This window comes from Schinkia acidoalkalinis (assembly GCF_054301215.1).
The window spans coordinates 2,874,269-2,894,028 of record NZ_CP182573.1 but is presented as its reverse complement, the minus strand read 5'-3'; the positions used below and the strand labels follow the sequence as shown (position 1 = coordinate 2,894,028).

General features: G+C 38.2%; 20 protein-coding genes and 2 riboswitches. Of the genes, 7 read left to right on the top strand and 13 right to left on the bottom strand.

Annotated elements, in window-relative coordinates; translation table 11 throughout:
* Positions 1–6 precede the first annotated feature (6 nt).
* Positions 7–780 (bottom strand): enoyl-CoA hydratase-related protein, encoded by a 774-nt coding sequence (locus ACNQFZ_RS14665; protein WP_458412075.1) that lies wholly within the window; start codon positions 778–780, stop codon positions 7–9.
* 162 nt (positions 781–942) lie between these two features.
* Positions 943–1,060, bottom strand: a riboswitch (SAM riboswitch).
* Positions 1,061–1,242: 182 nt separating this feature from the next.
* Positions 1,243–1,355, top strand: a riboswitch (SAM riboswitch).
* A gap of 79 nt (positions 1,356–1,434) precedes the next feature.
* Here ACNQFZ_RS14665 and ACNQFZ_RS14660 point away from each other — a divergent pair.
* The 6 genes from ACNQFZ_RS14660 (at position 1,435) to ACNQFZ_RS14635 (ending at position 7,974) form a co-directional block, all read left to right on the top strand.
* Positions 1,435–2,523: an ABC transporter substrate-binding protein gene (locus tag ACNQFZ_RS14660; protein ID WP_458412074.1), complete on the top strand. Its 1,089-nt coding sequence runs from the start codon at positions 1,435–1,437 to the stop codon at positions 2,521–2,523.
* 12 nt (positions 2,524–2,535) lie between these two features.
* Positions 2,536–3,297: an ABC transporter ATP-binding protein gene (locus ACNQFZ_RS14655; protein WP_458412073.1), complete on the top strand. Its 762-nt coding sequence runs from the start codon at positions 2,536–2,538 to the stop codon at positions 3,295–3,297.
* Positions 3,298–3,308: 11 nt separating this feature from the next.
* A complete protein-coding gene (locus ACNQFZ_RS14650) occupies positions 3,309–4,232 on the top strand; it encodes an ABC transporter permease (RefSeq protein ID WP_458412072.1) in 924 nt (307 codons plus the stop codon).
* 190 nt (positions 4,233–4,422) lie between these two features.
* A complete protein-coding gene (locus ACNQFZ_RS14645) occupies positions 4,423–5,199 on the top strand; it encodes a stalk domain-containing protein (RefSeq protein WP_458412071.1) in 777 nt (258 codons plus the stop codon).
* 72 nt (positions 5,200–5,271) lie between these two features.
* Complete coding sequence (locus ACNQFZ_RS14640) at positions 5,272–6,834, top strand: S-layer homology domain-containing protein (RefSeq protein WP_458412070.1); 1,563 nt, start codon at positions 5,272–5,274, stop codon at positions 6,832–6,834.
* A gap of 117 nt (positions 6,835–6,951) precedes the next feature.
* Positions 6,952–7,974, top strand: a complete 1,023-nt coding sequence (locus tag ACNQFZ_RS14635; RefSeq protein WP_458412069.1) for a stalk domain-containing protein — start codon at positions 6,952–6,954, stop codon at positions 7,972–7,974.
* Positions 7,975–8,029: 55 nt separating this feature from the next.
* Here ACNQFZ_RS14635 and ACNQFZ_RS14630 read toward each other — a convergent pair whose 3' ends face one another.
* The 3 genes from ACNQFZ_RS14630 to ACNQFZ_RS14620 form a co-directional block, all read right to left on the bottom strand.
* Positions 8,030–8,362 carry a hypothetical protein gene (locus tag ACNQFZ_RS14630; RefSeq protein ID WP_458412068.1) on the bottom strand — a complete coding sequence of 111 codons (333 nt, stop codon included), beginning with the start codon at positions 8,360–8,362 and terminating at the stop codon, positions 8,030–8,032.
* A 167-nt stretch (positions 8,363–8,529) separates the two neighbouring features.
* A complete protein-coding gene (locus ACNQFZ_RS14625; RefSeq protein WP_458412067.1) occupies positions 8,530–9,447 on the bottom strand; it encodes a DMT family transporter in 918 nt (305 codons plus the stop codon).
* Positions 9,448–9,634: 187 nt separating this feature from the next.
* On the bottom strand, positions 9,635–9,775 hold the full coding sequence (locus ACNQFZ_RS14620) for a hypothetical protein (protein WP_458412066.1): 141 nt from the start codon (positions 9,773–9,775) through the stop codon (positions 9,635–9,637).
* A 172-nt stretch (positions 9,776–9,947) separates the two neighbouring features.
* Here ACNQFZ_RS14620 and ACNQFZ_RS14615 point away from each other — a divergent pair, with 172 nt between their 5' ends.
* Positions 9,948–10,940, top strand: coding sequence for a potassium channel family protein (locus tag ACNQFZ_RS14615; protein ID WP_458412065.1), 993 nt, complete (start codon positions 9,948–9,950; stop codon positions 10,938–10,940).
* 6 nt (positions 10,941–10,946) lie between these two features.
* Here the strand turns inward: ACNQFZ_RS14615 and ACNQFZ_RS14610 are convergent, their stop codons facing one another.
* From ACNQFZ_RS14610 to ACNQFZ_RS14570, 9 genes are all read right to left on the bottom strand, one after another.
* A complete protein-coding gene (locus tag ACNQFZ_RS14610) occupies positions 10,947–12,296 on the bottom strand; it encodes a glucose-6-phosphate isomerase (RefSeq protein WP_458412064.1) in 1,350 nt (449 codons plus the stop codon).
* 13 nt (positions 12,297–12,309) lie between these two features.
* The gene (locus ACNQFZ_RS14605; protein WP_458412063.1) at positions 12,310–13,476 is read right to left on the bottom strand and encodes an iron-containing alcohol dehydrogenase; all 1,167 of its coding nucleotides are present in this window, start codon (positions 13,474–13,476) and stop codon (positions 12,310–12,312) included.
* Between the two features lie 113 nt (positions 13,477–13,589).
* The gene (gene yugI / locus ACNQFZ_RS14600; RefSeq protein ID WP_458412062.1) at positions 13,590–14,015 is read right to left on the bottom strand and encodes a S1 domain-containing post-transcriptional regulator GSP13; all 426 of its coding nucleotides are present in this window, start codon (positions 14,013–14,015) and stop codon (positions 13,590–13,592) included.
* 165 nt (positions 14,016–14,180) lie between these two features.
* Positions 14,181–15,359: an aminotransferase gene (locus ACNQFZ_RS14595; RefSeq protein WP_458412061.1), complete on the bottom strand. Its 1,179-nt coding sequence runs from the start codon at positions 15,357–15,359 to the stop codon at positions 14,181–14,183.
* The gene (locus tag ACNQFZ_RS14590; RefSeq protein WP_458412060.1) at positions 15,356–15,853 is read right to left on the bottom strand and encodes an Lrp/AsnC family transcriptional regulator; all 498 of its coding nucleotides are present in this window, start codon (positions 15,851–15,853) and stop codon (positions 15,356–15,358) included. Before ACNQFZ_RS14590 ends, ACNQFZ_RS14595 begins: the two co-directional genes overlap by 4 nt.
* A 180-nt stretch (positions 15,854–16,033) precedes the next feature.
* Positions 16,034–16,552 (bottom strand): hemerythrin domain-containing protein, encoded by a 519-nt coding sequence (locus ACNQFZ_RS14585; protein ID WP_458412059.1) that lies wholly within the window; start codon positions 16,550–16,552, stop codon positions 16,034–16,036.
* Between the two features lie 136 nt (positions 16,553–16,688).
* Positions 16,689–18,095, bottom strand: coding sequence for a sensor histidine kinase (locus tag ACNQFZ_RS14580; RefSeq protein ID WP_458412058.1), 1,407 nt, complete (start codon positions 18,093–18,095; stop codon positions 16,689–16,691).
* A 2-nt stretch (positions 18,096–18,097) separates the two neighbouring features.
* Positions 18,098–18,775, bottom strand: a complete 678-nt coding sequence (locus ACNQFZ_RS14575) for a response regulator transcription factor (RefSeq protein ID WP_458412057.1) — start codon at positions 18,773–18,775, stop codon at positions 18,098–18,100.
* Positions 18,768–19,754: a YncE family protein gene (locus ACNQFZ_RS14570; RefSeq protein ID WP_458412056.1), complete on the bottom strand. Its 987-nt coding sequence runs from the start codon at positions 19,752–19,754 to the stop codon at positions 18,768–18,770. The genes ACNQFZ_RS14575 and ACNQFZ_RS14570 overlap by 8 nt, the downstream gene beginning before the upstream one ends.
* Positions 19,755–19,760 lie beyond the last annotated feature (6 nt).

Below are 19,760 nucleotides of genomic sequence, written 5' to 3'. Positions count from 1 at the left end.
TCCTTCTTAGCGATCTGACCAGTTAGCTGGTCTTTTTTCTAAAAATGCCCGTATCCCTTCAACTGCATCCTCTTTTTGGCTGTTTTTTACCATTACTTCAGAGCTGTATGTTAATGCGTCAAAATCATTATTAATTTGAAGCTGTGTATATAATTGTTTTTTACCAGCCTCTAAAACTGCTAAACTATGACGAGCAACAGCATTTGCAAACTTCTCGGTTTCCTCATCCAAGTTTTCAAGCGGTACAACTCTATTAATTAAACCGTGAATTTTTGCTTCTTCTGCAGAAATAAAATCACCAGTAAACAATAATTCCGCTGCTTTTTTGCGATCAAGATTTCGGCTAACAAATACTGCAGGTGTATGGCAGAATAAACCAATCAATGTTCCTGGTGTTGCAAAAAGAGCATTATCACTTGCGATGGCAAGATCTGATGCAGCTACCAGTTGGGCCCCTGCTGCTGTTGCAATTGCATGTACTTTTGAGATTACAACTTGTGGTATATTTCTAATTGTTTGCATTAATGCTTGACATTCAGCAAAAAGGTTGGCAACCTCCTCTACTGGTGCTCCGTCGATTTCACGTAAATTATGACCTGAGCTGAATACTTTCCCTTCTGCTTGAATAATAACAACGTTGATTTTTCTTTCATTTGCAATTTCAGTTAACTTTGCGTCCAACTCTCTGATTAATTCAAGTGATAGTGCATTACGCTGCTTATCATTATCTAATGTAATTGTTCCAATCTTTCCATTTTCCTCAAACTTAATTAAACTCATAGTAAATCCACCTTTCAAATATGTTTAGTTTGTTTAATATACGTAGGGGGCCCTCTGCTGCTTTCCCTGAAATGGAAAACTATGCTGTTTTATTTTTCTTATAAAACAAAAGTGGTCCTTCCTTTATGATAAGGAAAGACCACTAATTCACGATGAGTCCCTCACTTATCTTACTGAATGCGTACTGCATCAGTAGGAATTGGCACCTTCCATCTTAATTAATAAGACTGGGGTTGCCGTGGTTTCATAGGGCCTTTCCCTCCACCACTCTAGATAAGCAAAACTTTAAATATTTTTACTTTTTGAAATTATGTCACTAACTCTATCATTAATCAAAAACTTTGACAACCAGTTTTCGTAAAAAAATAAAAAATATAATTTTTCACATAATTCATATTGACAAAGTATAGTTTACTCTCGTAAAATCACAAACATAACAAAAAAACGAATAGCGAAACGGATGCCTTATCCAGAGAAGGGAAGAGACTGGCTCGATGATCCTTCAGCAACCTTGCAGTAATGCAAAAGGTGCTAATTCCAGTAACAAGTCTTTTGACTTGGTTAGAAGATAAGGAAGAGTAGTTTTTTCAAACCTCTTCCTTTGGAAGAGGTTTTTTAGTTTCAAAATTGAGAACTGAAGGGATGAACGTACTTATGAAAAAGAAATTGATTGTTTGTGGAGCTGCTTTATCATTATTAATTGGATTGACTGGGTGCAATAATGCAGAGAAGCCTGGTAACGCGGCTGCTTCAGCGACTGAACAAAAGCAGCAAGAGAATAAATTAGTAGATTTTTCTGTCGGCTATCTGCCAACAACAGGCCATAGCTTGTATTACATCGCACAAGAAGAAGGCTATTTTAAAGAAGAAGGATTAAATGTCACACTACATCCTTTTTCTAATAGTGGTGAAGGAATTAACGCAGTAACGGCAGGAAAATTAGACGTTGGTACATTTGGAACACCAGCACCACTCACTTTCGAGGAGCAAGGTGCCAAGATCGTCTTCCTAGGCGGTCAGATGGGAAATGGCGCAGGAGTCGTTTCAAAGCCGGAATTGAAAAAGGAATTTCAAGATATTAATAACTTCAGAGGGAAAAGAGTAGCAACAGTGAAACTAGCAACAGGGGATGTTATTTTACGTGGAGCGCTTCATGAGGCAGGCATCGATTGGGAAAAGGATTTGAAGATTATTGAAATGAACTCTCCAGCAGATGTCATTGTTGCTGTTAAGAAAGGTGAAGTGGATGCAGGTGTTGTTTGGGCTCCTTTCGTTGAGAAAGCGAAACAAGAAGGCCTGGAGATTGTTAAGTATTCACAAGAATACCATGCAAACCATGTTTGCTGCCGCATTATTGCTGATCAAACAAAATTTGATAAAAACAAAGAAAACTATGTCAAGTTCCTAAGAGCGAATATTCGGGCTGAGAAATTTGAAAAAGACGAAAAGAACAAGCAAAAAGCAATTGAGGATATTAACAAATATGTAGATGTGGATCCACAGATTATTGAAAAAGATATTTATGGTGGCTATGTAGACCAAAGCGCTGATCCAAATAAAAAAGCAATTCTTTCCATGAGAGATACAATGGTTGATATCGGCTATCTAAAAGAGAAAAAGGATATCTCACCACTTATTCATACAGAAGCTTATAAAGAAGCATTGGATCAACTACTAGCCGAAAATCCAGATGATGCATTCTATAAACAACTAGAAACTCGTTATGAGGAAAACGATCAATAAGGATGATAAACGATGAGCACAATTTTATTTGAAGATATTAATGTCATTTACGAAAAAACGGATCACTATGCCTTACAAGATTTAAATTTAACCATCCAATCGGGCCAAATTGTTTCATTAATTGGCCCCTCCGGATGCGGGAAATCTACTACCCTTAATTTAGCATCTGGGCTCTTAAAGCCCACATCAGGGACGGTCAAAATAAATGACAGCGAGATTACAGGACCAGGACTAGACCGCGGTGTCGTCTTTCAAAGCTATTCCTTATTCCCATGGATGACGGTCCTCGAAAATATCACCTTTGCATTGAAGCAAAAATCAAATGCTTCAAAAGTAGAAATTACCAAAAAGGCAAAAGATGTTCTCGAAAAGGTCGGATTAAATGAAAAAGCGCAAAAGTCTTTTCCATCACAGCTTTCTGGAGGAATGCAGCAACGGGTTGCGATTGCACGGATGTTTATCCTTGATGCTCCGGTATTTTTAATGGATGAGCCGTTCAGCGCCGTCGATGAAATCACCAGAAATCAGCTTCAAGATTTATTGCTAAAGCTTTGGGAGGAAGGGGAAACAAAGAAAACAGTGCTTGTTGTCACCCATAATATTGATGAGGCTATCTTTCTATCAGATCGTGTTGTCGTTCTTCATAACGGTCAAATTCAAGAAGATATCTCTATCCCTTTCAAACGGCCTAGAAATCGGCTAAGCATTGACCAAGAGGAATCATATTCAAAAATTCGCCATCAGCTTTTAAAAGCTGTTTCTGGGGACTACTAGGAGGTATCAGCATGAAGAATGTACTTGATAGATATAGTATAACAACCATTCTATTCGGATTATTGTCGCTCCTTTTGATTACCTTGATTCCGGCACAAGGTGCGAACAGCGATCTTTCAACTAAACTATTTTTTAGTGTATTATTGATTGGCTATGTCTATTTTATGATTTTATTTAAAAATGACAGTGCGAAAAGACGAGCTGCATCAGACATTACCATCATCGTATTTTTGCTGCTTCTAGCTTGGGAGCTGTTAACACAAAAGCTGGGGATCTTATCTGAATTCTTGTATCCTTCGCTACAGTCTGTGATCCATCAATTTAAAGATGACGGCGCAGAATTGCTTGTTCACTTACTGGCCTCAATCAAACTATTAGGAAGCGGCATTATTTTAGCTATTCTTTTCGGGATTCCATTAGGAGTTTTTACAGCATCCAATAAACGGCTGGAATTCGTCGTTAGGCCAATTGCCAACGTCTTATCGCCAATCCCGCCGATTGTTTGGATTCCGTATGCCCTTGCCATCTTGCCATCATTCCAGGCATCATCTACTTTTATTATTTTTATTGGTGCCTTCTGGCCAATTTTTATTAACACCTTAAACGGCGTCACAAATATTGACCAAAGATATATTAAATCGGCACAAACACTTGGCTTAAAGCCAACAACCATGGTTACAAAAATAATTATCCCGGCAGCATTGCCATCCATATTCTCAGGCGTGCAAGTCGGCTTAGTATTATCATTCATTTTGCTTACGGCAGCTGAAATGATTGGCTCCTCTGCCGGAATTGGCTTCTATGTTAAAATGGCTACAGATTACGGTAATTATACAAAAGTAATCACGGGGATCATTTTTATTGGCATTATCGTTACAGTCATCATGATTCTCTTTAATAAACTTGAAAAACATCTGCTCCGCTGGAGAGCCTAATAAAGGCCTGTCTACTATGTGTTTGGCATTGCACGTTATAAAAGCGTGTTTGCCGGACCATTCGCGACAGCCTTTTTTTTTACGTTGTCCAATCAAGATTGGTCACAATAATTGGCTGTTGAAATAAATCTCATAAAGGAAAACTGTGATTAATAGAGAAATACTATAGTAGAATAGGAGGTCTTATACAATGAACCAAAAATCATACTTAAAAGGTTTGGCAACCGGAATCGTCGGTACAGCGATATTCATTACATCAATATCTTCAGTAGATGCCTTTGAACCATTCTATAAAAATATTAAAGCAGCGGTTGCTACTATTAATATTATCGTCGACGGGAAGCCTAGTGATTTGCAATCTGAGCCGCTACTGATTGAAGGAAAAACATATTTACCACTAAGAGACATTGGGGCGGCTCTCGGAAAAGAAGTAACATGGGATAGTAAAAATAATGCCATCTATATTGGAGAAGGACAAAAAACCTTCCGTCCCTCTATTGGACTTTCCCAGTTGAAGCCTATATACGGAGAAACCTATCGCAATAGCGGATTTAAAAACGATGATTATTTGAACAGCGGCTATGGCGGAAAATACTATATAGAGTCTGAAGATGAAGGCGGTGAAATTTCATTATTTAAACAAAGATTCAGTACCCTCAATTCCATTGCCTTTCTAGATGCCAGTTCTATTTCCTACAATTTATATGATAACAAATACTATCTCATCCGCGGTCTTGCAGGGGTAGATGACACCAATCCTGATGCGAAGGGAATTGGCATCATAAAACTTTACGGTGATGATAAAGAACTCGCCACAATTACAACCGGCACAAAAGCTGAAAAACCAGTGCCGTTTGAAGTTGATATCACCGGAATTAAAAAATTAGAGATTAAAAATATCCAAGCAAAAGGTACTGCCTCACGGGTGGCACTAGTGGATGTTGTCTTGGAAGCCGTTCAGGAGTAAAAGACAAAGAAAAACTTGCCATTTTATATTACAATAACTATATAACAATTTCTGAGAGGAGATGGGACAAGCGTGATAAAGAGATTGATTCTACTACTTTCTTTAACTATATTTCTCGTTCCAGCTACTAGTCATGCTGAGCATATCTATAATGATAAGGATGGATACCACTATTTTTTCGATAAATCCAGTGGCTTTTACCTTCGGTTAGATAATCCAAAATCAAATAATATCAGCACAAATATTATTGATGATCTAACCTTTACCGTCCTATGGTATAACAAGGACAAAACTCAGCCAAACTTCGGCTATAACGGCATTGCCTATGGGACGTTCGATTTATCAACAAAAGCACCACATGTGACGATTACAAAAGAACGGTATCATCAGGTCTATACGATTCACGGCTTAGACACAAAGTTGACGAAAACCAAAACTGGCTTTAAGGTTCCGATTGAAATCAAAAATGATGATTCTTCTGACAAATCCTTGAGCAACTTCAAAGGAGAAAGCGGCAAAATTGATATTGAATTAAACTATTATCAGGTTGATCATGATAACGCCAAGCTGTATACCGATTTTAAAGCTGGGACGGATATGAAAATGTTTGGCGATAAATTAATGCTGCGATTCCCTGCAAACAGCTTCATTTCTGATAGCAGCTTATCCGGTTCTATTTTATTAGACCAAAAAGTAGCAGTAACTGTTATTGAAAAACCACAACCAACCAAGGACTTAGTATTCTTAAGCCAGCAATTTCTAGTCGATGATGCAAACAAAAGCTTATATGCAAAGCCTAGCACATGGGGTGATATAACCCTTAAATACGAAGGGGTCGTACCGAAAGCAATGGAAGGCTATAACCTTACCGTTCTGAAAAATACCTACGGGAAATGGGTGCCTATTGGCGGAGTGGTTGACCCTGTGAAAAAAACAGTAACATCCATATTTGACGATTTTGGGACATATGCCATCGGCTTAGTCTACAAAGATTATGGTTTAAAGCAAAGCTGGGCGAAAAAGGAAGTGTTAGGTCTTGCTTATAAAGGCGTTATTCAACCGGATATTAATAAAAAAGATCTAGCTTTATTATCAAACTTAAACAAACCGATTGATCGCTTTACCTATACAGTTCTCCTATCAAGGGCACTAGGATTCCAACCATTGGATTATACCGGCGTATTTTCCGACGTGAACAATATCGACTATAGCCAAAATGATTTGGGCTATTTAATGGCCGGTGTCATGAATGGACTTGTGTTTGGCAAGGAATCCAATGTAACTGGTTATATGGTGATGGAACCAAAGAAAACATTGACACGTGAAGAAGCTGTCGCATTTTTGGCAAGAGCAATCACCCTCGGTGATAACCAAGGAACTAGTTCAACAAGTTCCAAATTTACGAAAAAGAAAAAAGGGGCAGCTGCAGTACCTGAAAGTCCAAAAACACAGCTCAAAAAAGTATATAAGGATGCAAATAAAATCTCCGATTGGGCCGCAAGTGCGGTCTTACAAGCAACCAATGCGAAATTGGTCAATGCACCAGGCGGTAATTTCAATCCAAAAGGGAAACTGACAAATGCTGAAGCGATGTCGATGATTTATAAATTAATGGAAGCGAAAAAACTAAAATAGAATTTGCTACTTTTTACTCAAATTACATTTTTTTGTCTAAATGTGAAACCAATTTATGTTGAAATTCGTCTATAATAAAGTAGAACTATCAATCTATCAAAAGGAGGATTCATTATTATGAAAAAATGGCAAAAACCATTAAGCGTTTTATCCGCAACTGCTCTCTTAAGCGGTATACTTTTCACAACTAGTGTAGATGCATCGACTGGTGTCAAAAAAGTTGATGCCCAATATAACAATATTAAAATCTTTAATAATGGCCAGGAAGTTGCAGTTGATTCAAAGACTGAGCCATTCATCTTAAGTGGTGTAACATACATACCACTTCGAATGATGGGGGAATTGTATAATAAAACGGTCCAATGGAGTGGAACAACTAACACGGTATTTGTTACTGATAAAACACCGCCTATTGCTCAATCAACGGTCGATGCGCTTACAAACCAAATTAAAGCAAAAGATGCCCAAATCTCACAGCTTCAAGCAGAGATTGATAAATTAAAAGCTTCCCAAAACGATGCAAACTTTGATGATTTAGAAGGGCAATTAAATGATGATTACGTTGATTATTATAAGAATCTTGATGATGTGGAAATTACCTTAAGTGGTGATAAGAAAAAAATCAGTGTCCGTGTCGATGTGAATGCAACAGACTGGGATGATCTTTCCACAAGCAAACAAGAAGTCTTTTTACAAGATATCGTAGATGATATTTTAGATGAATTCGAGGATGCCGATATCACAGGTACGGTTAAAAATGCCGATAATGGGAAAGAAGTAGCTTCATTTGATATCGATTCCAAAGATAATGTGAGTCTTGATACTAACACTACAGACGTTGGTGACCTAGAAGACCAATTAAATGATGATTACTATGACTATACTAATCTGGATGATATTGATATTACACTTGATGGTGATAAGGATAATATCGATATTACTATTGAAGTAAATGGCGATGATTGGGACAACTTATCTAATTCTAAGAAAATTAGCTTCCTTCAAGATATCGTTGATGATATTCTAGATGAATATGATGAAGCCGAAGTAGATGGTACTGTTAAAGACGCTGATGACGGTAGCAGACTAGACACATTCTATGCAGATGGCAGCGATGATGGCGTAGTAGAGATTGATTAATAGTTTACACAATACAAAAGAAGGGACAAGCCAACTTTGGTGACTGCCCCTTCTTTTATTTTTCCTTTATAAGCTCTAGCTCTTCCTCCACTTTCGCTATTCTGAGCAAGTGGGAATCAAGACGCTTATTTATTCTAGCAACGAACTCACTAGTAGATTCTAGTTCTGGTTCATGATTCGTTGTGGTAGTGCATTGACCACTTTCCTCTATTCGTTCCAAAATCTCCTTAATATCAGATAAATCAATTTGGTTAACACTAACTCGATGTTCAATGCTATCCACTTTTTCTAATCTTGCCAGCCTTGACTCGATTGTTTCCAACTTCGTCATTATATCCCTATTCATTTCATGTAGTAGTGCAAGTATTTCATTTATCTGTTGCTCCATACGGGTTCACTCCTGTTGAATGTAAGTAAAATAAAGATCACTATATAATGGCTGACTAAAGGATACTTACTTACTATTTCCAGTCCTAAGAAATTTATCCGGAATTTAAGTTTTCTTGTCATCAGCTATCTTAAGAGTATATAAACCTTCTTAAAAATAGTGTGATATTACTCACTTTTTATTTGAATTTTTTGTGAAGATAAACTATGTAGGACCATCCCAAGCACAATGAAGCTAAGCCCTAAGAGCGCTAAAACACCCGGAATATCAGCATGCAATAACACCACTTCGCCAATTACAGCAAAGACAAGTTCCCCAGATTGGGTTGCTTCAACTGCGGCAAGTTGACGCGAGCTTCGTCGAGCAAGGTCTGTACCATAAAAAAATAGCACCGTGGCGATGACCCCTGAAAAAATGGCAACTAAAAAGGACTGAAAAAGCTGATCATTGGATGGGGTTCCATCGGCAAAGAATCCTATAGTCGACAGCACAAGCCAGAATGGGAGACTAGCCAGCGTCATCCCTAGTACTCTTTGAAACGTATCCAACCTGCCGTCACAAATTTGCATCATCTTTCGATTACCTAACGGATAGGCAAAGCCAGCCATGATCACCGGCAAAGTACTTAATAACGTGGCATTTAGATTCACATGTGTGGCCTGCTGGGCTTGAATAATAATAACGCCAAGCAAAATGAGCGAAGAAAAACGCAACTCCTGAAAGGGTATTTTATCCTTTTGGAGAAAAGGGACGAGTAAAGACCCGGCAATGATAGTCGTCTGCCACGTACCTGCTACAAGCCAACCAGGACCATATGCAGCAGCAAATGTGATAGGCGTATAAAACAAACCAAAGCCAATGGTACTCCAAAGCAGCCATGGTATTGGCTTTTGCTTTATTTCATGAAATACAGGCTTGATATTCCCCCTAATCCCAACAATAAGCAGCAAAAATGGAAGCATGAAAAGATATCGCAAAGATGCGCTCCAAATCCAGCTTCCCCCATTCAGATCCATTGATCTATTTAAAATAAAGGTCGAGGCAAAAAAGAACGAAGAAATAATTCCAATTAAGATTGCTTTCAAAAATACTCCCCCATTTTTTATATGTCTACATAATATTTTTGAATATTTTAATTATAACTTAAAAAAAGGGATAATAATGAAAAAATCGCCAGTTCTTTTATTAAATAAAGGAACTGGCGATTTTATGAACTGCGTAAATATTCTTTTATAATACAGACATTGGCCTCACTTTTCATTCTTTCACTCCTTAGTGTACTTCACTGACCATCATTTCAATTTGTTCAATCGTTAGCCATTCGATAAATTGTTTAAAATCAATGATGCGGTCAATTCCATGTTTCTCACAATTTTTAATATAGTTTGTATAAGCCATTTGATACATTTCCATGGTTATAGCTCCCTTTCTCATTATGTTGTATTATAACAGTTGTTATCTGTTGTTATTTATTATATAACACGTTGTAGGCATGGTCAATGAATTTTTTCAAAGTTTTCAATCATTTTATATTCAACTTTAATGGTTAATACTAGGTAAAAAATGAGAAATGGAGAGGCATTTCATGTTACGAGCATTTTTAAATCGGTTTCTAAAATTAAATACCGTTGTCCGCTTACTGGTTATCGTCATCCTTGTATTTATTGCTTTTGGTATCTGCATCCATTTAATTGAGCCTGAAAGTTTTCCAACTATTTTTGACGGAATTTGGTGGGTTGTTGTTACAACAGCAACCATTGGTTATGGAGACTATGTTCCTAAAACTGTGCTGGGCAGAGCTTTTGCGATTGGCATGATCTTAATAGGGGTAGCATTTGTTACATTTTATATGGCTACCATTGCGTCAGCCATCTTTAAGACCCTAAATGCTCTGCAAGAGGGTAGCGCCGCCTATAAAGGGATAGAACATATGATCATCGTCGGTTGGAATGAAAAAGCTAGAAACACAATCCGACATTTGCTGTTAATCAATCCTAATATCCATATCGTTTTAATTGATGATTCATTAAACGAAAATCCAATGACAAACAGAAATGTTTATTTTGTAAAAGGGAACTCAACGAAAGACGAAACCCTAAAGCGTGCAAATATTGAAAAAGCTGGAACTGTACTTATTACAGCCGACCAGCATCTAGATGAACATGAGGCAGACATGCATTCCATTCTGACACTCTTAGCTATAAAAGGGCTAAACCCGCTAATCTATTGTTTAGTTGAAATCCTAACCCATGAACAGGTTAATAATGCATATAGGGCTGGTGCTGACGAATTAGTGGAAACCTATCTTCTATCTAGCAGCATTATGGTGACCAGCCTTCGCTCACACGGACTTTCAACCCCTATCCAATCCTTGCTGACGCTTACCCAGGAGCGTCGTCTAGCTGTTATAACAGCTACCGACAAATTAGTGGACCGAACCTTTGCCGAGGCTGTTGAATTATTAATTAAGCAAGAACTGCTGCTGATTGGCATAAAAAAAGGAGAAAAGTTTTTTATATACCCTTCTCCAACATTTACAATTGACTTTAACGATGATTTATTGGTCATTGTTCAATAATAATAATTACTGAAGCCGTTTTTCCAATTCATCTTTTTCCTTTTCATATCCTTGTTTCCCTAATAAGGCAAACATATTTCTCTTATATGCTTCTACACCTGGCTGATCAAATGGATTGACCCCAAGCAAGTAGCCACTCATAGCGCATGCTTTTTCGAAAAAATAAACAAGATAGCCGAAGGTAAAGGCAGTTATTTCTGGAACTGTTATAATTAAATTCGGCACATTTCCGTCAGTATGTGCCAACAGCGTTCCTTGAAATGCTTTTTTATTTATAAAGTCCATCGTTTTACCAGCGAGGTAATTGAGCCCATCTAAATCATTTGCCTCTTTCTCAATCTGGATTTGATGCTGGGAGTTTTCGATATATAAAACTGTTTCAAATAAATCTCTTCGTCCCTCCTGTACATATTGTCCCAACGAATGAAGGTCTGTTGAAAAGTTAGCGGAAGCAGGGAAAATCCCTTTTTGGTCCTTTCCTTCACTTTCGCCATATAATTGTTTCCACCATTCAGAAAAGTATTGGAGGCGTGGTTCATAATTGACCAACATCTCAATTGTTTTCCCTTTACGGTATAAAATATTGCGAATGGCTGCATATTGATAGGCTTGGTTTTCCACTAGTTCGGATTTGCTAAAATCCTCTCGTGCCTGTGCTGCCCCTGCCATCATGTCTTCGATGTTGACGCCGCTAACCGCAATCGGCAATAACCCTACTGCTGTCAGCACAGAATAGCGTCCACCAATATCGTTAGGGACTACAAATGTTTCATAGCCTTCCTCATCAGCCAATGTTTTGAGTGCGCCTTTTTCTTTATCAGTTGTTGCATAAATCCGCTTTCGAGCTTCTTCGGCCCCATATTTCTCTTCCAGCCATTTTTTGAAAATCCTAAATGCAATCGCAGGTTCTGTTGTTGTTCCCGATTTGGATATCACATTAATTGAGATATCCTTGCCCTCTACTATCTCGAGAAGATCATGGACATATGTTGAGCTGATATGGTTTCCGACAAAGTAGATTTGCGGCGTTTTCCGCTTTTCTTTCGCTAGCCCATTATAAAATGAGTGGGTCAGACCTTCGATTGCTGCCCTTGCTCCAAGGTATGAGCCGCCGATGCCGATGACAAGTAATATCTCTGAGTCAGCTTTTATTTTTGCAGCAGCTGTTTGAATACGTGAAAATTCATCTTTATCATAATCGACCGGCAAGTCAACCCAGCCTAAAAATTCGCTCCCTTGCCCTGTCTTCTCATGAATGGAATGGTGGGCGTTTTTTACAAAATCACTTAAATAATCAAGCTCCTGCCCACGAAAAAATGCCGATGCCTTGGAATAATCAAAGTTTAATTTTTTCATTCATTCTCCCCCATTATAACGACATTTTCAAAATTTCAAGCGTATCCTTCCGGTTTAACTTTTTAAAGTTACCATATTCTCCCCGTGCCATCGCTTTATCTGCCATTAACTCTAGCTTTGAATCATCAATATTATAATCGGCAAGTCTCTCCGGAGCACCGATAGATGTCCAGAACACGCGCAGCTTTTCAATTCCTTCGATTGCAATTTCCTGGTCCGTCTTACCAGTTGGGTTTACATTAAAAACGCGGATAGCCAGCTGTTTGAATTTTTTCACATTCTCATCTAAAACATTGAGCATCCAATTCGGGTGGATAATCGCAAGTCCTCCGCCGTGTGGGATATCGTATAGGGCTGAAACTGCATGTTCAATATTATGCGTAGCCCAGTCGCCCCTAGCCCCCATCGCTAAAATGCCATTTAGGGCAATTGTGCCAGAATATAGAATTGTTTCACGGAGGTCATAATTTTCAAGATCGTTGACAAGCTTTGGTGCGGTATCGATGATTGTTTTAAGGACTGCTTCACACATCCGGTCTTGCAGGGCTGTATTCGGTGTCTGATGAAAATATTGTTCGAAAACATGTGACATCATATCCACAATGCCATATATCGTTTGATTTTTAGGAACCGTTAACGTAAACTCAGGATCTAAAATTGAAAACTTAGGTAAGGTAAAAAAGCCCGCCGACCATCCATATTTTTCATTTGTTTCCCAATTTGTTATAACGGAGCTTGGATTCATTTCTGACCCTGTTGCAGCCAGTGTCAGCACCACACCAAGAGGTAAAGCATCTTCCGCCGTACTTTTCCGGGTAATAATGTCCCAAACATCTCCATCATACTTCGCTCCAACAGCAATTGCTTTTGAACAATCAATGACACTGCCGCCGCCAACAGCTAAAATAAACTCAATTTTTTCTTTTTTGCATATCTCAATGCCCTTATGTACTGTAGATAATCTTGGATTAGGCTCAACACCTGGAAGTTCAAAACTTTGCGCATTTATTTCTTTAAGTAATTGTGTAACTTTTCCATATAGACCATTTTTCTTAATGCTTCCACCGCCATATACGAATAATATCCTTGATCCATATTTATGGACTTCCTCTGGAAGCTGTACCAATTGATCTTTTCCAAAAATCAACTTCGTTGGATTATAAAACATAAAGTTTTGCATCGCTGTTTTCTCCTTTCTAGAAGAATACTATTATGCCAATATTATACGATATTTGCCAAATATAAGTAAAAAAAGAAGGCACTTCATAATGAATGCCTTCTTTTAGTATGCATTTATTTTTTTAATAATTTTTCCCGATCTGCAGATTGTTTGATCCAATCCTCAAGCTTGTCTTTTAAAGTGTTAAATCCTGAAGCATTAGCAGCATCAAGTTGTTGTTGACTTGTTGTACTTACTTGTGGGCGAGGTTTTCTTTCTTTTTTCGGACGTGCAGGTGCTTCTGTTTGCTCTGGTGGCTCCTGCGTTGCTTTAATAGAAAGACTAATTTTTCCAGCACCTTCATCAACGGATAAAACCTTTACCTTCACCTCATCTCCCACAGCTAAATGTTCACTTACGTCCTTTACATAGCCATGAGTAATTTCTGAAATATGAACTAAACCTTGTGTATTCTCATCAAGAGCTACAAATGCTCCATAAGGCTGAATACCTGTTACTTTTCCTACTAATTCACGACCAACTTCATACTTTTCTGACATGGAAACACTCCTAATTTATACATTTTTTCTGCGCATTTTAAAAGTATACCACAAACTACCTACTTTATCAAAAACAACATCATCACATTACTATTTTATACAAACAAATGCATTTTTATTTATAAAAAGCAGCCCACAACGCGGGCTGCTTTTTATGATTATGCTTTATGCTTTTACTTGCATTTTTTCAACAAAGCGTTTCATCCGTTTAATAGCTTCTTTCAATTGTTCCATTGATGTTGCATAGGAACAACGAATATGTCCAGCACCGCTATCTCCAAATACATCACCTGGAACAACGGCAACTTTCTCTTCGATTAAAAGCTTTTCGGCAAATTCTTCTGATGTTAGACCTGTTCGTTTAATAGAAGGAAACGCGTAAAACGCTCCACCAGGCATATGGCAATCAAGACCAATTTCGTTAAGTGACTTAACAAAGTAATTGCGGCGTTGGAGGTAGCTTCTTTGCATATGTTCCACATCATCCATCCCATTGCGTAATCCTTCAATCGCTCCATGTTGAGCCATTGTTGGCGCACACATCATTGTATGTTGATGAATTTTCAGCATGGCTTGAATGAACACACTTGGAGCACAAGCAAAGCCTAAGCGCCATCCTGTCATCGCAAAGCCTTTTGAAAAGCCGTTAATGACAATGGTCCGCTCCCACATGTCGTCAATGGTTGCAAAGCTGGCATAGCCCTCTACATAACATAATTCTGCGTAAATTTCGTCTGAAAAAACAACTAAATCATGTTTCTTTACGATTTCGGCTATTTTTTCAAGCTCGGATTTTACCAAAAGTGAACCCGTTGGATTATTAGGTGAACAAATTAGAATTGCTTTTGTCTTTGGTGTAATGACTTCCTCAATTTGTTCAGGCTGCAGCTTAAATTCATTCTCGGCCGTTGTTTTTACAGGGACTGGAATGCCTCCTGCAAGCTCAACGATGGATGCATAAGCAACAAAGCAAGGTTCAACGATGATGACTTCATCGCCAGGGTTGACAACTGCCCGAACTGCCAAATCAAGCGCTTGGCTTGCCCCAACGGTTACAATCGTTTCGTTCTCTGGTGCATAGTGAACGTTGAAGCGACGGTCCATATAGTTGCAAATTTCACGGCGAAGCTCAATTAAACCAGCGTTTGCCGTATAGGCTGTATATCCTTCTTCTAATGAACGAATACTTGCTTCACGAATAGCCCATGACGTTACAAAGTCGGGCTCGCCGACACCTAAAGAAACAACCCCTTCCATTCCGGAGGCCAAATCAAAAAAGCGGCGAATTCCAGAAGGTTTAAGGTTGATTACTTTATCTGATAAATATTGTTGCCCTTCCATCATGGTGTCACCACGATCCTACGGTCTTTTTCATCATTGCCGAAAATTGTGCCATCATGCTTATACTTTTTCATAATAAAGTGTGTCGTTGTTGAAACAACTGAATCTAGAGCAGACAGCTTTTCAGAAACAAAACGTGATACATCATGCAACGTTTTTCCTTCAATTACGACAGATAAATCATAAGCACCTGACATTAAATATAAGGATTGCACCTCTGGGAAACGATAGATTCTTTCCGCTATTTCGTCAAACCCTCTATCCCGCTTAGGTGTTACTTTTACATCTATCATCGCCGTAACACCTGGGTCACGATCTTCAACCTTCTGCCAGTCAATGACAGTCAAATATTTAAGGATAATTTGACCGTTCTCCATTTTTTCAATAATTTCTTCTGTTTCTTTTACAGATAGGTCGACCATCTTAGCAAGATCTTCAATCGCCAAGCGGCCATTGTTTTCGAGAATCTCTAGAATTTCAATTTCTTTTTGATTCATGGGTGACACTCCCTAGGTTTATATAGTTTTGAGTCCAATTATATCAAAAACTAACCGAATTTCTAATATATTTGTGAAACTCTATAATTATTCTAAAATTCACATCCCATTTATGCAATATGTTCTCCAAAAATTAAATACGCCTGCCGTTAACCAAACCAGCAGGCGTATAGATAATATTTAAGAAAACACTTCCATTTTATTCAATAAATTATCTTTTTCTCCCTCAGGCAATTGTTCTTCTGCAAATGGGAAGAGGGCCTTTTCTTCTTTATGGATGTGATCAATCAGCGTTGTTCTAGCAAATTCCAAGCATGATAACAGCGATAATGCCTCAATCGGGCTAAATGGTGTGTTTCGCTTTTCAAACGTTTCCATAAACTGAATCAACTTTTGCTCCACAGTTTTATGTTCATGATCCATCACCATTAGCATGTTGTCATCTTCCTCATAGTACTGCTTGATTAAAGGAAAAAGAAAATGCTCCTCTTTGTATAAATGGATTTTTAAATGAGAATAAATAAAAACAACATGTTGATATAACTGAAACCATTTTTCATCCCATTCTTGACCGAAGGAACCTTCCTGCAATCCACGCACTAATTCGGAAATCTTGTGCATTTCTCCTAATAAATATTCGTGTTTATCCTTAAGTTGGCGAAGTGGTTTACATAGTGTTTTTTCTTTATTCTTCGTCATATGTTATCAGCTCCTTTTGAAAAAGGTAACAATCTAAATCCATTGTCCTAAGATATCAATAGAATACTCTGATTGTTTAGCGTGCAAAATGAACTTTATCACATATCCACAATAATATTGTTGTAAAAGGTCATAGTTATTCCTTCAATAATGGCAGTTTTACGAAAACCGTCGTTCCCTTGCCTTCCCCGCTTTCAAGATAAAAATCACCTTCATGAAGGTGGACTATTTTTTGGACGATGGCTAATCCCAATCCAGTTCCACCATATTGACGGCTTCGTGCTTTATCAATTCTAAAAAAGCGCTCCCCAATTCGATGCAAATCTTTTTTCGGTATCCCAATACCATTGTCTTTAATGGAAATCGTGCAAGTATTTCCTTTAGACATTTCCAATGTAACAGTAATAAAAGAGTTTTCTGGTGAATAGCGTATGGCGTTATCCATGATGTTTTGAACAACCTGTTCGATTCGATCCTGATCACCCATAATAATGACTTCGGGGTTCAGCTTTTTCTCTAAAACAATCTTTTTCTCTTTTAAAAATGGGGTGAATTTTTCAAGTGCTTCATCGATTAATTGAGCTAATGCCAATGGCTCTTTACTCATCGGCAATGATTTCCCCTCTAATTGCGCCAAGTCCAACAAATCACGAACTAAACGCTGCATTCTTCCCGCTTCTCTATTGATCAATTGCAAATATTTTTTGGCATCTTCTTTTTCTGATACTGTTCCATCCAAGATAGCCTCACTATAGCCTTTGATATAGCTAATCGGTGTCCGAAGTTCATGGGATACATTTCCTAAAAACTCCTTTCTCCGATCATCCTCTTCCTTGATGGCTTCAGACATTTGATTAAATGCCGTTCCTAGTCTGCCAATCTCATCATTAGATTGGACGTGGACTTTCTCACTATAATCGCCTTTTGACATTTTTTGAGCAACCCGTTCCATTTCGTTTAAAGGAGTGGTTAGCTTTTTCACGATTCCTTGACCAACTAAGAGAGCAACTAAACTCAAAATCAGCGTAATAATCGTAATAATGAGACTTGCTTCCTCAAACACTTCAGTCACAGAAGCAAGTGGTATATATAAATATAAAATTCCTTTGAGCCGCTTTTCGTCTAAAAGGGGTACGATGACTCCCATGATATTCCTGTCAAATTGTTTTTCAAAGCCCACTTTTGTTACTGTTTCGCCGTTAATTAGTTGCTCCCGTTCCTCTGCACCAATCAATGCCTCATGATTCACATCAAATGGCAAACAAGCGCTTAATTCTTTTGGATCATTAACCATGAACACTTCAGAATCAGAAATTTCGTTATACCATTGAATTTTTTCCTGTAATGCGTTTGTGAGCTCTCCGCCTTTATATTCGTGGGCTAAATGCAACCCTTCATCCTTAAGCGTCTCCTCAACCTTATCAACATAAATTTTTTTATATAAATAATGGGTCATTCCGTACGAAACAGAGATCCCGATTAACATTACGATACTAACGATAATCCACAGCTTCTGTCCTAATGACATACTACGCTTTTTCATGTTCAAACCTCAAATTTATAGCCAATGCCCCAGACTGTTTGGATAACATTACCATATTGTTTTAACTTCAAGCGTAATGTTTTAATATGTGTATCCACTGTCCGTACACCGCCAACATAATCAAAGCCCCAAACATTCTCCAACAACTGTTCACGGCTCAATGCCTGTCCATTATGGCGACAGAAAAACAGCAGGAGCTCATATTCCTTTAAAGTTAAATTAATCAATTCACCATCTAGGTAGACTTGTCTTCCCTTAAGATTTAAAACAATCGGTCCAAACGTTAACTGATCCTCATCCCCTCGCACAGCCGGGTGTGCCCTCCGGAGTACGGCATCAACTCTGGCGATTAATTCATGGGGACTAAACGGTTTTACTACGTAATCATCGGCACCAATTTTCAAACCATATACACGATCCCACTCATCACCTCTTGCCGTTAAAAAAATGATAGGTACAGATGAGTGCTCGCGAACTTTCATGGTTAATGTCAGTCCATCAACCCTAGGCATCATGACATCCACGATAAGAAGATCAAAGAAATTAGATTTTAATAATTCAAGGGCAACTTGTCCGTCCTCTGCTTCTGAACAACTAAATCCTTCTTTTTCAAGATACATTCGAACAAGACGCCTCATATCAGCTTCATCATCGACAATTAATACTCTACCTTTATTCATGTTTCACACCTCTTTTATACAAGATTTGAAAAGGACCTTTTCCTGCTTTCAATGTATCAACAATCTTCATCTGGAGCGGATCCACTACGATGACTTCATTGCTATCATAACTTGCACTATAAATGAGATTATTAATAATTGAGATTTCAAAAGGATTTGCCCCAATTTCAAGCGTCTCAATGACTTTTTTCGTATTTACATCAATTTTCCGGAGCTGATTGGAGCCATGGCTGACGACGTAAATATAGTTATCTAGTTTCTCTAAATCCACCGGCATAATCGGCGCTTTTATTTCTTGTTTCATTTCTCCCGTATCCACGGAATAGACAGTCACTGCATTTTCCGCCATATGGCCTGCCCCGTGTCCACCCGTCCAGAGCTCACCTGAGGATTCTATTAAAACAGCACCAACTGCAGCGGGCTTAGCCTCGATTGCCTTTTTATTTTTAAACGTCCTGCTATCGATAACAGAAATGAGTGAATCACGAAAATTCAAAACATATAATTCTTTGCGTTTATTACTTTCCAATATCGTCTGGGGTGCATGACCAACAGGTATTTCCTTTAATTTTTTTCCAGCTAGTGTTCTCACTTGAATTGTATCACTTTCTTGATCTGCCAAGTAGAGCTTCGACCGATCGTTCGAAATTTGGACATTTACGATGCCTACCCCAAGCTTCCAGCGATCAACTTCCCTACCCGTTGTTACATCATACAAGTAAATCTTTTTTAGATGCTTCCCATATAATAGAATCGTCTTTTGATCAGGCAATAAGGTTGCCCCTGTAAAGGTATAGGGCATAAACCATTTAGCTGTTTCTTTTTTTGTTTTCTCATCAAAAAATGATAGGCTTTTATCCATAAGATTTACTACAATCACCTGCGAGGTGTTTACATCTATTTTTTCATATTGTTTCAATTGGCAGCTTGTTAGTAATAGAGGGATGACACAAAGCAGTGCCCACCACTTTTTATACATTTTATA

Bases quoted from the DNA above. Each gene is read 5' to 3' on its own strand.
- ACNQFZ_RS14645 (WP_458412071.1), top strand. From the start codon at position 4,423: ATGAACCAAAAATCATACTTAAAAGGTTTGGCAACCGGAATCGTCGGT.
- ACNQFZ_RS14665 (WP_458412075.1), bottom strand. From the start codon at position 780: ATGAGTTTAATTAAGTTTGAGGAAAATGGAAAGATTGGAACAATTACA.
- ACNQFZ_RS14635 (WP_458412069.1), top strand. From the start codon at position 6,952: ATGAAAAAATGGCAAAAACCATTAAGCGTTTTATCCGCAACTGCTCTC.
- ACNQFZ_RS14585 (WP_458412059.1), bottom strand. From the start codon at position 16,552: ATGACGAAGAATAAAGAAAAAACACTATGTAAACCACTTCGCCAACTT.
- yugI (WP_458412062.1), bottom strand. From the start codon at position 14,015: ATGTCAGAAAAGTATGAAGTTGGTCGTGAATTAGTAGGAAAAGTAACA.
- ACNQFZ_RS14580 (WP_458412058.1), bottom strand. From the start codon at position 18,095: ATGAAAAAGCGTAGTATGTCATTAGGACAGAAGCTGTGGATTATCGTT.
- ACNQFZ_RS14575 (WP_458412057.1), bottom strand. From the start codon at position 18,775: ATGAATAAAGGTAGAGTATTAATTGTCGATGATGAAGCTGATATGAGG.
- ACNQFZ_RS14570 (WP_458412056.1), bottom strand. From the start codon at position 19,754: ATGTATAAAAAGTGGTGGGCACTGCTTTGTGTCATCCCTCTATTACTA.
- ACNQFZ_RS14650 (WP_458412072.1), top strand. From the start codon at position 3,309: ATGAAGAATGTACTTGATAGATATAGTATAACAACCATTCTATTCGGA.
- ACNQFZ_RS14615 (WP_458412065.1), top strand. From the start codon at position 9,948: ATGTTACGAGCATTTTTAAATCGGTTTCTAAAATTAAATACCGTTGTC.
- ACNQFZ_RS14660 (WP_458412074.1), top strand. From the start codon at position 1,435: ATGAAAAAGAAATTGATTGTTTGTGGAGCTGCTTTATCATTATTAATT.
- ACNQFZ_RS14590 (WP_458412060.1), bottom strand. From the start codon at position 15,853: ATGAATCAAAAAGAAATTGAAATTCTAGAGATTCTCGAAAACAATGGC.
- ACNQFZ_RS14655 (WP_458412073.1), top strand. From the start codon at position 2,536: ATGAGCACAATTTTATTTGAAGATATTAATGTCATTTACGAAAAAACG.
- ACNQFZ_RS14595 (WP_458412061.1), bottom strand. From the start codon at position 15,359: ATGATGGAAGGGCAACAATATTTATCAGATAAAGTAATCAACCTTAAA.
- ACNQFZ_RS14610 (WP_458412064.1), bottom strand. From the start codon at position 12,296: ATGAAAAAATTAAACTTTGATTATTCCAAGGCATCGGCATTTTTTCGT.
- ACNQFZ_RS14605 (WP_458412063.1), bottom strand. From the start codon at position 13,476: ATGCAAAACTTTATGTTTTATAATCCAACGAAGTTGATTTTTGGAAAA.
- ACNQFZ_RS14630 (WP_458412068.1), bottom strand. From the start codon at position 8,362: ATGGAGCAACAGATAAATGAAATACTTGCACTACTACATGAAATGAAT.
- ACNQFZ_RS14620 (WP_458412066.1), bottom strand. From the start codon at position 9,775: ATGGAAATGTATCAAATGGCTTATACAAACTATATTAAAAATTGTGAG.